The following is a 12,330-nucleotide window of genomic DNA, read 5'->3' as shown; positions in this document are numbered from 1 at the left end:
GGGCCCGTGCCCGTCAGGCGGCCCGGACCTCGCGCTCCGCCTGGGCGGGGACGGTCTGCACCCGGTGGTGGGCGCAGGTGCGGACCGGCTTGGGACGCCGCCGGCCGGCGAACAGGCGGGGCAAGGCGAGCGTGACGAAGCCTTCGGCCTGCATCGCGGCGAAGCCGATGCGGGGCAGGTCCCGGGTGGTGCGGAAGACCACGAAGCGGGGCTCCCAGCGGGGGCGGAACTTCGCGTTGAACTTGTACAGCGACTCGATCTGGAACCAGCGCGAGAGGAACACCAGCAGGCTGCGCCACATCCGCAGGACCGGGCCGGCGCCGATCTTCTCGCCGCGGGCCAGGGCCGAGCGGAACATCGCGAAGTTCAGGGAGACCTTCTCGATGCCGAGCGCCGGGGCGGCCTCCAGGGAGGCGACGATGAGCAGTTCGTTCATGCCGGGGTCGGCGGCGCGGTCGCGGCGCATCAGCTCCAGCGACATGCCGTCCTTGCCCCACGGGACGAAGTGCAGGACGGCCTTGAGGTCGCCGAAGGGGGAGGTGTCGCCCTCCTCGACGCGGTGTGCGGTGGCGATGTAGCAGTCCCCGTCGCCCGGGTCGCCGACGCGGCCCAGCGCCATGGAGAAGCCGCGTTCGGTGTCGGTGCCGCGCCAGGCCTCGGCGGCGCCGCGCACCTGCTCCAGCTCGGTGTCGGTCAGCTCGCTGACCCGGCGGACCTTGGTGGTGTAGCCGTTGCGCTCGATGCGCTTCACCATCTGCCGGACGTTGCGCATCGCCCGCCCGGAGAGGGAGAAGTCTTTGACGTCGACGATCGCCTCGTCCCCGAGCTCCAGGGCGTCGAGGCCGGTCTCGCGGGTCCAGACCTCTCCGCCGGTCTCGCTGCAGCCCATGACGGCGGGGGTCCAGGAGTGGGTCTTGGCCTCCTCCATGAACCGTTCGATGGCGCCGGGCCAGGCCTCGACGTCGCCGACCGGGTCGCCGGAGGCGAGCATCACGCCGGAGACGACGCGGTAGGTGACGGCGGCCTTGCCGCTGGGGGAGAAGACGACGGCCTTGTCGCGGCGGAGCGCGAAGTGCCCCAGCGAGTCGCGGCCGCCGTGCCGGGCGAGCAGCTCGCGGAGCTTGACCTCGTCGTCGGCGGTGAGCCGGGCGGCCGGGTGCTCGGGGCGGAAGGCCAGGTAGATGGTGGTGACGGCGGTCAGCATGCCGAGGGCGCCCAGCGAGTAGCCGACGGTCCAGGACACCCGGCCGGCGTAGTCGACGGGGCCCTCGAAGCCGAAGAGCCCGTAGACGACGTGGCTGATCTGTTCATAAACACCCGGATTGCCTACAACGCGGCCGGGGTGCGAGTTGACGATGACCAGACCGAGGCCGATGGAGCCCGCGCTCATCAGCACGAAGTTGGCGAGCGCCTTCCAGCGGCTGCGCGGGTCGGGCAGCGCCTTGAATTCACTCTGATGGCGGAGCAGGAGGGCCAGGAGCACCGCCGCGATGACCACGCCGATGACCGAGTGGCGGTACGTGAACTGCGCGACGGCGCCGGCCGGCAGCAGTACCACGGCCGCCCGCCAGGCGCGGCGCTTGCGGCGCTTGAGCCCGTGGGCGAGCAGCAGGAGCAGGACGCCGGCGCTGATGGCCAGGGCGGCGGCGAAGGGGCCGACGGAACCGGGCAGCACCTCGGTGACCGCGTGGATGCGGCTGTGCCGGAAGCGCGGGAAGACTCCCGCGGCGATGTCCAGCAGGCCGACGACCGTGACTGCGGTGCCCACGACTCCGGGGACGGACTCCGGTCGGGGGCCTCGGAGGATTCGGCTGACAGGCTTCGGAACCTGTCCCGACTTATCGCCATCTATCCTGCTAGACATCGCTTCCCGTTGCTCCGCGAGAGATCATGTGGCCGAAGGCCGCTGGGGCCCTTCGCTGGGTGGTGCGTCCACTAGGACGACATCGAGGGGGAGCGGGTTCACTCTTCCGTCGAGAAAAAAACTAGTCCTGCCATAGAAAGTCGACTGACTGCTCATGGGTCTCACCAGTAATACGGTTCTGGCGCTGGCCATCCTCGCCGGTGTGCTGCTGTTCGCGGCCACGGTCTGGTTCTGGCCGAAGCTCTCGGGCCGCTCCTGGCGCTCGGTCCTCGGCCGGATCGGCCTCCTCCTGGCGACACAGCTGGCGATGTTCGCGGCGATCGGTCTCGCCGCGAACAAGTCGTTCCTCTTCTACGGGTCCTGGGCCGACCTCTTCGGCCAGGAGACGTCGATCGGCAAGGTCGTCGACCACTCGATGAGCAGTGACGACATCAAGGTGGTCGACAAGCAGCACCTCGACGTGCCCGGCGGTGCCAAGCCCCCGGTGGCCGGACAGATCCTGAAGGTCTCCATAACGGGCCAGAAGTCGAAGATAACGAGCCCCGGGTACGTGTGGCTGCCGCCGGAGTACTTCCAGCCGCAGTACAAGGACCAGAACTTCCCGGCCTCCATCGTCCTCACGGGCTACCCGGGCATGGCGGAGAACCTGATCAAAGGGCTCGACTACCCGATGAAGGCCTTCAGCCTGTCCAAGGCGGGCAAGATGAAGCCGATGATCCTGGTCATGATGCGCCCGACCCCGGGCGCGCGCGACACCGAGTGCGTGGACATACCCGGTGGCCCGCAGACCGAGACCTTCTACGGCCAGGACCTCCCGCAGGCCATCCAGAGCACCTTCCGGGTCGGCAAGAAGCCCGGGAACATGGGCTACATCGGGAACTCCACGGGCGGTTACTGCGCCCTGAAGATGACCGCGCACTACCCGCAGACCTTCGGTGCCGCCGCCGGCCTGTCCGCGTACTACGAGGCCGCGGACGACCCGACGACCGGTGACCTCTTCCAGGGGGACGCCCAGCTGAAGGCGCGCGCGAACGTGCTGGAGTCCATCAAGGCGAAGCAGCCGACCGGTACGTCCTTCCTCGTCACCAGCAGCGAGAAGGGCGAGCCGAACCTCGCCGGCACGAAGAAGTTCATCAAGCTGGTCAAGGGCCCGGACCGGGTCTCCTCGATCATCCTCGACAGCGGCGGCCACAACTTCAACACCTGGCGCCGCGAGATCCCGCCGATGCTGGTGTGGATGAGCGGCAGGATCCAGGCGTAGCGGAACGGGATCCGGGCGCAGCGGGACCGGATCCGGCTCAGGCCTCCTGCAGCCGGGCCCGGCGCAGCGCCCGGTGCACCCCTTCCGGGGTGAGTACGCCGACCAGCGCGCCGGAGTCGGGATCCGTGACCCCGATCCGGCCCGAGTCCTCCTGGAGCAGCAGCGCGAGCGCCTCGCGCAGACTGGCCCCCAGCGCCACACCGGCGGTGGGGGCCTTTCCGTCGGCGGAGGCGAGGCCGGAGAGGCCGGAGAGGTCGGGGAGGTCGGCCAGGTCGGTCAGGTCGGCCTGGGACACGGCGGTGACCGCGAGCCGCTTCAGCCCGCGGTCGGCGCCGACGAAGCCGGCCACGTAGTCGGTCGCCGGGGCGCCCAGCACCTGCGCCGGGCGGGCGAACTGCTCGATGGTGCCCGCTCCGTAGACCGCGATGCGGTCCCCGAGCCGGACGGCCTCCTCCAGATCGTGCGTGACCAGCAGGATCGTTTTGCGCACGGTCCGCTGGAGCGCCAGGAACTCGTTCTGCAGCCGCTCGCGCACCACCGGGTCCACCGCGCCGAACGGCTCGTCCATCAGCAGCACCGGCGGGTCGGCGGCGAGCGCCCTGGCCACGCCGACGCGCTGGCGCTGGCCGCCGGAGAGCTGCTCCGGGTAGCGGCCCCCGTAGACGGCCGGGTCCAGTCCGACCAGGTCGAGGAGTTCCGCGGCCCGCGCGCGGGCCTTGGCCTTCGGGGTGCCGATGAGCTGCGGCACGGTGGCCGTGTTCTCCAGCACCGTCTTGTGCGGGAACAGCCCGACCTGCTGGATGACGTAGCCGATGCGCCGCCGCAGTTCGACCGGGTCGGCGGCGGCGATGTCCTCGCCGTTCAGCAGGATCCGGCCGGAAGTCGGCTCGATGAGCCGGTTGACCATCTTCATGGTGGTCGTCTTGCCGCAGCCGGACGGGCCCACCAGGGTGACCAGTTCGCCCTCGGCGACCTCGAAGGACAGGTCGGCGACGGCCGTGGTCCCGTCGGGGTAGCGCTTGGTCACTTGCTCGAATCGGATCACCCGGCCATCTTTCCCTACCCGCTGGGTCCGTTTGTGAAGGGCGTGTTGCCCGCGTGCGAAGGATTCCGGCCGTTGTCCCCGGCGGGGGTTATGGTCGCTCCTACGTACGGTCGGTAATGGGGGTGAGGGGCGATGGCCGGGCAGAACTGCCTGGTGGCGAACGACTGGATCTGCTGGGAGTACGTCACCTCCCGCTCCCAGGAGCTCACCGACGCCACCCTCGAACACGTCTGGATCACGGGCGTGTCGGTGCTGATCGGCATCGCCGTGTCCGTCCCGCTCGCCCTGCTGGCCCGCCGCGGCCGCCACTGGGCGGCCCCCGTCCTGGGCATCACCACGCTGCTCTACACGGTCCCCTCGCTCGCCATGTTCTCGCTGCTGCTGCCGGTCTTCGGACTCTCGGCGGTGCTGGTGGTGACCGGGCTGGTGCTGTATTCGCTGACCATCCTCGTGCGCAACGTGCTGGCCGGTCTCGAAGCCGTGCCCGAGGACGTACGGGAAGCCGCGCGCGGGATGGGGTACGGCCCGGGCCGGCTGCTGTGGCAGGTCGAGCTGCCACTGGCACTGCCCGCCCTGCTGGCCGGCGTACGGATCGCGACCGTCTCCACGGTGGCGCTGACGACCGTGGGCTCCATCGTGGGCAAGGGCGGCCTCGGCAATCTCATCGCACCCGCCGTGAACAGCTCCTTCAAGGCCCAGGTGCTCACCGCCTCGGTGCTCTGCGTGCTCCTCGCGCTGGTCGCGGACCTGGCCCTGCTCGGCCTCCAGCGGCTGCTGACGCCCTGGACCCGCGCCACCCGCCCGACGCGTGCGACCCGGGCCGCCCGCGCCGCGCGCACCGCCGGCGTCAGCGGGGGAGCGGGCTGATGGGAGTGCTGGGACAGGCCTGGGACTGGCTGGCCGACGGGGCCAACTGGTCCGGGGAGAGCGGGGTCTGGCACCGGCTCGGCGAGCACGTGTACGTCAGCGGGGTCGCCCTGGCCCTGGCCTGTGCGGTGGCCCTTCCGGTCGGACTGTGGCTGGGCCACCTCGGCAAGGGCGGCGGCCTCGCCGTCAACGTCTCCAACATCGGGCGGGCCGTCCCGGTCTTCGCGGTGCTGGCGCTGTTCATGGTCTCCCCGCTGCGCAACGCCGGGTACGTGCCGACCATCGCCGCGCTGGTCCTCTTCGCCATCCCGCCGCTGCTGACCAACGCCTACGTGGGCATGCGCGAGGTCGACCGCTCGGTGGTGGAGGCCGCGCGGGGCATGGGCATGTCCGGCCGCCAGCTGTTCTGGCGGGTGGAACTGCCGCTCGCGCGCAGCCTGGTGATGACGGGGCTGCGCTCGGGAGCCGTCCAGGTCATCGCCACTGCCACCATCGCCGCCATGGTCGGCCAGGGCGGCCTCGGCCGGATCATCACCGCCGGCTTCAACACGTACAACACCCCGCAGGTCGTCGCGGGCGCCCTGCTGGTCGCCGCGCTGGCCCTGCTCGTGGAGGGCGCGCTGGTGGCGGCCGACCGGCTGCTGCCGGGCGCGGCCACCCGCTGAGCGGGCCCCGACACGTCTTTCGTCCACCCCTTGAAGGAGATTCAGATGAGCAAGTCCACGCGCGCCCTCGGCGCGGCCCTGGGCGCAGTCGCCCTGACCGCCTCGCTCGCCGCGTGCGGCGGCGACAGCCTGGAGAAGACCAAGGACGGGGGCTCCTCCGCAGCCGCCTCCGGGTCCTCCGAGGGGGGCAAGGGCGGCAAGCTGGTGATCGGTGCCGCCGGATTCACCGAGTCCAACGTGCTGGCCGAGCTGTACGCGCAGGTCCTCGAGGGCGCCGGATACGACACGTCGATCACCACGGTCAGCAACCGCGAGCTGTACGAACCCTCGCTGGAGAAGGGCGAGATCGACGTCGTCCCGGAGTACGCGGCGACCCTCGCGGAGTTCCTCAACGCCAAGGTGAACGGTTCCAAGGCTCCGGCGGAGAAGCCGGTCGCGTCGAGCGATGTGACGGCGACGGTGGCGGCCCTGGAGAAGCTGGCGGGCCCGCTGGGTCTGAAGGCGCTGCCCGCGGGCTCGGCGGTCGACCAGAACGCCTTCGCGGTGAGCAAGGAATTCGCCACGAAGAACAATCTCAAGACCCTTTCCGATCTGGGCAAGTCCGGTCTGAAGGTGAAGATCGCGGCCGGTGACGAATGCGCGGTGCGGCCCTTCTGCGCACCCGGATTGAAGACGACATACGGAATCGATGTTTCCGGTATCGACCCCAAGGGCGTCGGAACCCCGCAGGCCAAGCAGGCGGTCAAGGACGGCGCGGACCAGCTCGTCCTCACCACCACCACGGACGCCACCCTCGACAGCTTCGGCCTGGTCCTGCTGGAGGACGACAAGAAGCTCCAGAACGCCGACAACGTGCTCCCGGTGGTCAACTCGAAGGACGCCGGTGCCCCCGAGATCGCGGCCGCCCTCGACAAGATCACCAAGGCGCTCACGACGGCCGATCTGGTCGAGCTGAACCGCAAGGTCGACGCCGAGCGCGCCAAGCCGGCGGATGTCGCGAAGGCCTATCTGGAGTCCAAGGGCCTGCTGAAGAAGTAGGAGTTGCGCCTTTCGTGAGACAAGTGCGGTAACTGCTCGGAAACAGATTCCCGGGCGGCTACCCCACACCCTGTCCACGCCCTGTAAATTTCAGGCCATGCCCCGTGGACGCCACCGCAATCCCGAACCTCTTCACCGGCTGCTCACGCCGACGGCCGTCGCCGGTGTGTCCGTTGCCGGCGCCGGCGCCGCCTGGCTGCTCGCGGAACCGATGGCGCTGCGCCTGCTCGTGGCGCTCACCGCGGCCGCCGGGCTGGCCGGCGCCGTCGTCATGCGCTCGTGGGACCTGGCGGCCGGCCGCCGGGTCACCGAGCTGGGGCGCGAGCGGGTCAAGGACGAGTGGCGCACGGACGAGCGGATAGCCGAGCTCGAATCCGACCTCGAAGAGGCCCGGGTGCTGCGCGCCAAGCTCGACGCCAAACTGCGCGCCAAGCGGGTCGAACTCGCGGGCCTGCGCGGGGAGCACGCGTCGCTGCTGCGCCGGTACGCCACCGCCGAGACCGAGCGGGCGAGCGCCCTGGAGGGGCGCCGGCTGCTGGCCATCGAGGCCGCGGCCCCGGCCGCTCCCGCCGCCCCGGAGCCCAAGCAACTTCCCGCCGTGTCCGAGGAGCGCACCAGCGCCGGCGCGGCCACCTCGGTGGGCTTCGCCCGCGCCCACGCCGCGCTGGCGGCGCTGGCCGACAAGACGGCCGCGCAGGCCAGGGCCGCCGAGCGGGCCAAGGCCGCCCCGACCGGCCCCGCCGCGCTGCCCGCGGCCCCCGCCGCTCCCGCGCTCCCCGCCGGCCAGGCTGCTCCCGCCGGCCGGGCGAAGCCCGCCTCCCCGGCGAAGCCCGCCGAGCTGGAGGCGCACGCCCGCCCCGCGCTCACCGGCCCGGTCCCCGCGGGCCCGGCGGCAGCCGTCCCCGCGCGCCGGCTCGCGGCCGCGGTGGCCCCGTACGCCGCCCAGCGCCGACCCGCCTCGCGCGTCGAGGGCGGCTTCGACTTCTTCGGTACGAAGACCGCGGCGCAGGCCCGCGCGGTCATCGAGTCCGTGCAGAACGAGGACCTCGCCGACGTCGTCGGCGCGGAGGCCCTCGCCGTCCACAAGGCGGAGTCCGCCCAGGACGGTGCGGAGCCGGCGGCCCTCGTCGACACCGCCAAGCCGGCCACCGCCGAGACCCGCGCCGTGGGCCAGGTCATCGACCTGACCGCCCACGACGAGACCGAGCCGATCGACGTGGTGCAGCTGCGCACCGCGATTTCCTAGCGCGGCTTCTCAGCGCAGCGAGTCGAACCAGCGGACGGCCTGCGGGGCCGAGCGGATCACCGAGACGAAGTGATCGGCGTCCGGCCCCTGGTCGACGACCTTCGCGCGGACTCCGTGGCGGGCCAGATCCGCCGCGCACGCCTCGGTGTTGGCGAGGGGGACGTCGGTGTCGGCCGAGCCGGCGTAGAGGCGGACCGGCGCGGCGGGCTTCCAGTCGCAGGCGTCGTCGTTGGCCTTCAGGGCCGTCCGCAGGGCCCCGCGCGGGGCCCGGACGTTCTCGTACCACTCCGGGGTGAGCAGCTCCTGCGGTGAGGCGGGGAGCCCGGCCACGATGTCCTCGAACCCGTGGTTCCCGTCGAACAGGGTTTCCACAGCCTGTGCGTAAGGTGCGCGGAACACCTCGGCCGGATCGGCGTAGAGCGGGTGCAGCCGGTTCTGGGCGGTGAGGAAGTAGGAGAGGTAGAAGACGGCGGTGCGCGGGTCGACCCGGCCGTCGGTGATGCCGGGCAGCTCGGAGCCGTCCAGGTCGTACGGACCGGCGACCGGGGCGAGCGCGCGCAGCCGGAAGCCACTGGAGGGGCGGGACAGCTCGCGTCCCAGGGCCATCGCCACCTGGGCTCCCTGCGAGAAGCCGGTGGCGTACACGTCCCGGGTGACGGGGCGCCCCAGCCGGTCGGCCGCCGTCCGGGCGGCCTTCAGCATGTCGACGGAGGCGGTGACCGAGGACCGGGTGTCCATGTACGGATGGGCGCCGGGCCCGCCGCCCAGGCCCAGGTAGTCCGGGGCGGCGACGGCGCGGCCGGCGGAGGCGTGCAGGTACGGAGTGAGCCTGTTGTAGCCCGCGCCCCCCGACGGGGCGTCGTCGCGGGTGGCGACCGTGCCGTGGGTGTCGGAGACCAGGTCGAGCCGGTGCGGGCCCCCGCGGGGGAGCACGAGCAGGCCGGTGGCGGTGGTCGGGCGGCCCTGGGGGTCGACGGTGGCGTAGGTGAGGCGGTAGGCGGAGACGCCGTGCCGGACCGTGGACACGTCGAAGCCGTGGGGTGCGAGGCGGGCGGTGACGTCCGCGGGGGCGAGGCGCTCCAGGGCGGTGAGGGAGATCAGGTGCCCGCGGCCGCCCTGCGCGGTCGCGGCGGCCGCGGGACCCGCCGCCGGGGCCGGGGCGGCGAGCGCCGCGGGCGCGGCGAGCCCGCCGAGAACGGCGGCGAGCGCCACGGCGGCGGCCCCGCGCCGGAGCCACTGGCGGTTGCTGTGCTTCTGCTGCGTCGTCATGCCCCGAAACTACGGAGCCGCGCATTTCCCCAACATCCGGCTACCCCGCGGCCGTTACTGGTGCTGACCCCCTAGAACAGCGGGAGCTGGCCCGGGAGCGGGGACAGGGTGAAGCCGTCCAGGGTGGGGGCGGAGGCGCCGAGGGTCACGCGGGCGCGGGAGCCGGGGCAGGAGACGAGGTCCCCGCGGCCCCGGCCGGCGGGCGGGTCGTGGCGGGCGATCCGGCCGGCGGTGACGGCGCAGTCGCGGCCGCAGGAGGGGCAGGCCCGGCGGGGTGAGAGGGACATCCCCCAAGTCTGCCCTGCCCCGCGGACATCGGCCCGCCCGGCCGTCCCGGGTCAGCTCTCGCCGGAGGCTTCGGAGGAGGCTTCGGCAGCGGCCTCGCGGGTGGCCGCCCAGCTCTCGTGGGCCCGGTTCACCCGGGTCCACAGGGCCGTGCGGTCCGTCGGGCTCAGGTCGTCGAGCGCGCGGCCGAAGACGCCCTCCAGCGCGGCGTAGAACTCCTCGTGGCCGTCGAGCACCCGCTCCGTGTTCCCCTTCACCGGGTCGATCCGGCTCAGCACCCGGCCGCGCAGGGCGTCGATGCCGTCGGCGTCGCGCCGCAGGGCCGCGAAGGTCCGTACGAAACCGGAGTCCGCGGAGGTCGACAGCCGGACGTGCTCGGCCTCGAAGCCGGCCGCTCCCGCCGTCCCGGCGGGCTCCGCGCGGAAGTTCACGAGCGGGGCGGAGCTGCCCGGGTGGCGGTAGAGCCAGCCCGTTCCGGGCAGCCGCTCCAGGGAGTAGGCGAAGGACCCCTGGCGGTACGGGCCTTCGCGCAGCGGCAGCGGCTCGTACGGGCCGTCTCCGAGCCCGGCGTCCACGTAGAAATCGGTCCCGGTGCCCGGCACGCGGACGGTGAGCGCCAGATGGTCTCCGCTGACGCCCCGCAGGGCGTCTTCGGCCTGGGACTCCTTGTACACGCCGCCCACGTGGCGGGTGACCTCGTAGCCGAGGCGGTCGAGGAGCGCGGCGAGGGCCCCGTTGAGGTGGAAGCAGTAGCCGCCGCGTCCGGCGGCGAAGCGGCGTGCCGACAGCTCGGGGTCGATGCCGGGGGCGCGGCCGAGCTGGATGTCGACGTTCTCGTACGGGACGCGCTCCAGGTGCGCCCGCTGGAGGGCGAACAGCCCCTCGACGGAGGGCGCGCCGGGCTCCTCGATGCCGAGCCGCCGCAGGTAGGCGGCGTATATGGCGCCCTGGTCGGAGTGCGGGCCTGCTGCTGTGCCGGAGGTCATGCGGGCAGCCTAGGCGCAGGGTGGGACAGCGGCCCCCGGCCGGGTCATTTGTCGATGTCGCCGACGACGAAGAACAGCGAGCCGAGGATCGAGACCATGTCCGCGACCAGCTGCCCGGGGAGCAGCACCGCGAGCGCCTGGATGTTGTTGTACGAGGCCGAGCGCAGCTTGAGCCGGTACGGGGTCTTCTCGCCCTTGGAGACCAGGTAGTAGCCGTTGATGCCGAGGGGGTTCTCGGTCCACGCGTAGGTCTCGCCCTCGGGAGCCTTCAGCACCTTCGGCAGCCGCTGGTTGATCGGTCCGGGCGCCAGCTCCGCCATCCGGTCCAGGCAGGCGACCGCGAGGTCCAGCGCGTTGTGGGTCTGCTCCAGCAGGACCTCGAAGCGGGCCAGGCAGTCGCCCTCGGTGCGGGTGACGACCTTCAGGACGTCCTGGAGCTCGCCGTAGGCGAGGTACGGCTCGTCGCGGCGCAGGTCGAAGTCGACGCCGGAGGCGCGGGCGATCGGGCCGGAGACCCCGTACGCGTGCACGGCCTCGGCGGACAGGACGCCGACGCCGCGGGTGCGGGCGCGGAAGATCTCGTTGCCGCGCACCAGGTCGTCGTAGACGTGCATGCGCGTGTTGACGTCGGCGATGGCGGCGCGGGCCCGGCCCAGCCAGCCGGCGGGCAGGTCCTCCTTGAGGCCGCCGACGCGGTTGAACATGTAGTGCATGCGGCCGCCGGAGATCTCCTCCATGACGGCCTGGAGCTCCTCGCGCTCGCGGAACGCGTGGAAGATCGGGGTGATCCCGCCCAGCTCCAGGGGGTACGAGCCGAGGAACATCAGGTGGTTCAGGACCCGGTTCAGCTCGGCGAGCAGGGTCCGCATCCACACGGCCCGCTCGGGCACCTCCATGCCGAGCATCCGCTCGACGGCCATGACCACGCCCAGCTCGTTGGAGAACGCGGACAGCCAGTCGTGGCGGTTCGCGAGCATCACGATCTGGCGGTAGTCGCGGGCCTCGAAGAGCTTCTCGGCGCCGCGGTGCATGTAGCCGACCACTGGCTCGGCGCTGACGATGCGCTCGCCGTCCAGGACGAGGCGCAGGCGCAGCACGCCGTGCGTGGAAGGGTGCTGGGGGCCGATGTTGAGCACCATGTCGGTGCTCTCCGCCGCGCCGCCGATGCCGACCGTGGTCTCCGTCATGGCGGCATTGTCTCAGCCGGTGGGGGCGGCTCGCCGCTCGGTCCGGATTCCGGATCGGGAGCGTCGGCCGACGGGCGCGGCAAGCCCGGTCCGATCCGGAAGGCACACCCCTAGGGTGGGGGGATGGACACGGGGACAGAGGGACGGGCGGGTCTGCCCGAGTGGGTGGGCCTGCCGGGTGGGCTGCTGACGCTGCGCAGGCTGGTGCTGGTGCTGTGGATGTCCCTCTTCACGGCGGTGACGGCCGTCGTGCTGGGGCTGACGGCCGGGCCGGGGTGGGCGGCGCTCGGCGGGGTGTGGCTCGTGGTCCTGGCCTGGGGCTGGGTGATGCTCGGGCGGAACTGGCGGTCCTGGCGGTACGCGGAGCGCGCGGACGACCTGCTGATCAGCCGGGGCGTGATGTGGCGGGAGCAGACCGTGGTCCCGTACGGGCGGATGCAGCTGGTGGAGGTCACCTCGGGCCCGCTGGAGCGCCGCTTCGGGCTGGCCTCCGTACAGCTCCACACGGCCGCGGCGGCCACCGACGCACGGATCCCCGGACTCGCGCCCGAGGAGGCGGAACGGCTGCGCGACCGGCTGACGGAGCTCGGTGAGGCAAGGTCGGCGGGACTGTGACG

12 protein-coding genes are annotated in these 12,330 nt (G+C 72.3%); 6 read left to right on the top strand and 6 right to left on the bottom strand.

Features of this window, described 5'->3' with window-relative positions:
* Positions 1-13: 13 nt before the first annotated feature.
* Positions 14-1,864 (bottom strand): phosphatidylglycerol lysyltransferase domain-containing protein, encoded by a 1,851-nt coding sequence (locus tag ACFRU2_RS22580; RefSeq protein WP_382974782.1) that lies wholly within the window; start codon positions 1,862-1,864, stop codon positions 14-16.
* A 154-nt stretch (positions 1,865-2,018) separates the two neighbouring features.
* Here ACFRU2_RS22580 and ACFRU2_RS22575 point away from each other — a divergent pair, with 154 nt between their 5' ends.
* Complete coding sequence (locus ACFRU2_RS22575; protein ID WP_382974779.1) at positions 2,019-3,125, top strand: alpha/beta hydrolase-fold protein; 1,107 nt, start codon at positions 2,019-2,021, stop codon at positions 3,123-3,125.
* A gap of 37 nt (positions 3,126-3,162) precedes the next feature.
* Here ACFRU2_RS22575 and ACFRU2_RS22570 read toward each other — a convergent pair whose 3' ends face one another.
* Entirely contained in the window at positions 3,163-4,170 is a 1,008-nt protein-coding gene (locus ACFRU2_RS22570; protein ID WP_382974776.1) for an ABC transporter ATP-binding protein, read from the bottom strand.
* A 132-nt stretch (positions 4,171-4,302) separates the two neighbouring features.
* On the opposite strand from ACFRU2_RS22570, the gene ACFRU2_RS22565 reads away from it, so the two are divergent.
* From ACFRU2_RS22565 to ACFRU2_RS22550, 4 genes are all read left to right on the top strand, one after another.
* A complete protein-coding gene (locus ACFRU2_RS22565; RefSeq protein ID WP_382974773.1) occupies positions 4,303-5,037 on the top strand; it encodes an ABC transporter permease in 735 nt (244 codons plus the stop codon).
* The gene (locus tag ACFRU2_RS22560; protein ID WP_351383585.1) at positions 5,037-5,702 is read left to right on the top strand and encodes an ABC transporter permease; all 666 of its coding nucleotides are present in this window, start codon (positions 5,037-5,039) and stop codon (positions 5,700-5,702) included. The genes ACFRU2_RS22565 and ACFRU2_RS22560 overlap by 1 nt, the downstream gene beginning before the upstream one ends.
* A gap of 45 nt (positions 5,703-5,747) precedes the next feature.
* Complete coding sequence (locus ACFRU2_RS22555; RefSeq protein WP_382974770.1) at positions 5,748-6,740, top strand: ABC transporter substrate-binding protein; 993 nt, start codon at positions 5,748-5,750, stop codon at positions 6,738-6,740.
* 97 nt (positions 6,741-6,837) lie between these two features.
* A complete protein-coding gene (locus ACFRU2_RS22550) occupies positions 6,838-7,986 on the top strand; it encodes a hypothetical protein (protein ID WP_382974767.1) in 1,149 nt (382 codons plus the stop codon).
* Positions 7,987-7,995: 9 nt separating this feature from the next.
* Here the strand turns inward: ACFRU2_RS22550 and ACFRU2_RS22545 are convergent, their stop codons facing one another.
* From ACFRU2_RS22545 to ACFRU2_RS22530, 4 genes are all read right to left on the bottom strand, one after another.
* Positions 7,996-9,255: an alpha/beta hydrolase gene (locus tag ACFRU2_RS22545; protein WP_382974764.1), complete on the bottom strand. Its 1,260-nt coding sequence runs from the start codon at positions 9,253-9,255 to the stop codon at positions 7,996-7,998.
* 71 nt (positions 9,256-9,326) lie between these two features.
* Positions 9,327-9,542 carry a hypothetical protein gene (locus ACFRU2_RS22540; protein ID WP_266956188.1) on the bottom strand — a complete coding sequence of 72 codons (216 nt, stop codon included), beginning with the start codon at positions 9,540-9,542 and terminating at the stop codon, positions 9,327-9,329.
* Positions 9,543-9,593: 51 nt separating this feature from the next.
* On the bottom strand, positions 9,594-10,526 hold the full coding sequence (locus ACFRU2_RS22535; RefSeq protein WP_382974761.1) for an arylamine N-acetyltransferase: 933 nt from the start codon (positions 10,524-10,526) through the stop codon (positions 9,594-9,596).
* Positions 10,527-10,570: 44 nt separating this feature from the next.
* A complete protein-coding gene (locus tag ACFRU2_RS22530) occupies positions 10,571-11,713 on the bottom strand; it encodes an NADH-quinone oxidoreductase subunit D (RefSeq protein WP_254385636.1) in 1,143 nt (380 codons plus the stop codon).
* 123 nt (positions 11,714-11,836) lie between these two features.
* On the opposite strand from ACFRU2_RS22530, the gene ACFRU2_RS22525 reads away from it, so the two are divergent.
* Positions 11,837-12,328, top strand: coding sequence for a PH domain-containing protein (locus ACFRU2_RS22525; RefSeq protein ID WP_382974759.1), 492 nt, complete (start codon positions 11,837-11,839; stop codon positions 12,326-12,328).
* Positions 12,329-12,330 lie beyond the last annotated feature (2 nt).

This window comes from Streptomyces sp. NPDC056883, assembly GCF_042788835.1.
GTDB classification, from domain to species: domain Bacteria; phylum Actinomycetota; class Actinomycetes; order Streptomycetales; family Streptomycetaceae; genus Streptomyces; species Streptomyces stoeckheimensis.
Note: the sequence above shows the minus strand (reverse complement) of the source record. Positions and strands in the feature narration are given on the sequence as shown.

What these genes read in the sequence shown, in the direction of transcription:
- ACFRU2_RS22540 (WP_266956188.1), bottom strand. Translation starts at nt 9,542, where the DNA reads ATGTCCCTCTCACCCCGCCGGGCCTGCCCCTCCTGCGGCCGCGACTGC.
- ACFRU2_RS22530 (WP_254385636.1), bottom strand. Translation starts at nt 11,713, where the DNA reads ATGACGGAGACCACGGTCGGCATCGGCGGCGCGGCGGAGAGCACCGAC.
- ACFRU2_RS22535 (WP_382974761.1), bottom strand. Translation starts at nt 10,526, where the DNA reads ATGACCTCCGGCACAGCAGCAGGCCCGCACTCCGACCAGGGCGCCATA.
- ACFRU2_RS22555 (WP_382974770.1), top strand. Translation starts at nt 5,748, where the DNA reads ATGAGCAAGTCCACGCGCGCCCTCGGCGCGGCCCTGGGCGCAGTCGCC.
- ACFRU2_RS22565 (WP_382974773.1), top strand. Translation starts at nt 4,303, where the DNA reads ATGGCCGGGCAGAACTGCCTGGTGGCGAACGACTGGATCTGCTGGGAG.
- ACFRU2_RS22575 (WP_382974779.1), top strand. Translation starts at nt 2,019, where the DNA reads ATGGGTCTCACCAGTAATACGGTTCTGGCGCTGGCCATCCTCGCCGGT.
- ACFRU2_RS22580 (WP_382974782.1), bottom strand. Translation starts at nt 1,864, where the DNA reads ATGTCTAGCAGGATAGATGGCGATAAGTCGGGACAGGTTCCGAAGCCT.
- ACFRU2_RS22550 (WP_382974767.1), top strand. Translation starts at nt 6,838, where the DNA reads ATGCCCCGTGGACGCCACCGCAATCCCGAACCTCTTCACCGGCTGCTC.
- ACFRU2_RS22560 (WP_351383585.1), top strand. Translation starts at nt 5,037, where the DNA reads ATGGGAGTGCTGGGACAGGCCTGGGACTGGCTGGCCGACGGGGCCAAC.
- ACFRU2_RS22525 (WP_382974759.1), top strand. Translation starts at nt 11,837, where the DNA reads ATGGACACGGGGACAGAGGGACGGGCGGGTCTGCCCGAGTGGGTGGGC.
- ACFRU2_RS22545 (WP_382974764.1), bottom strand. Translation starts at nt 9,255, where the DNA reads ATGACGACGCAGCAGAAGCACAGCAACCGCCAGTGGCTCCGGCGCGGG.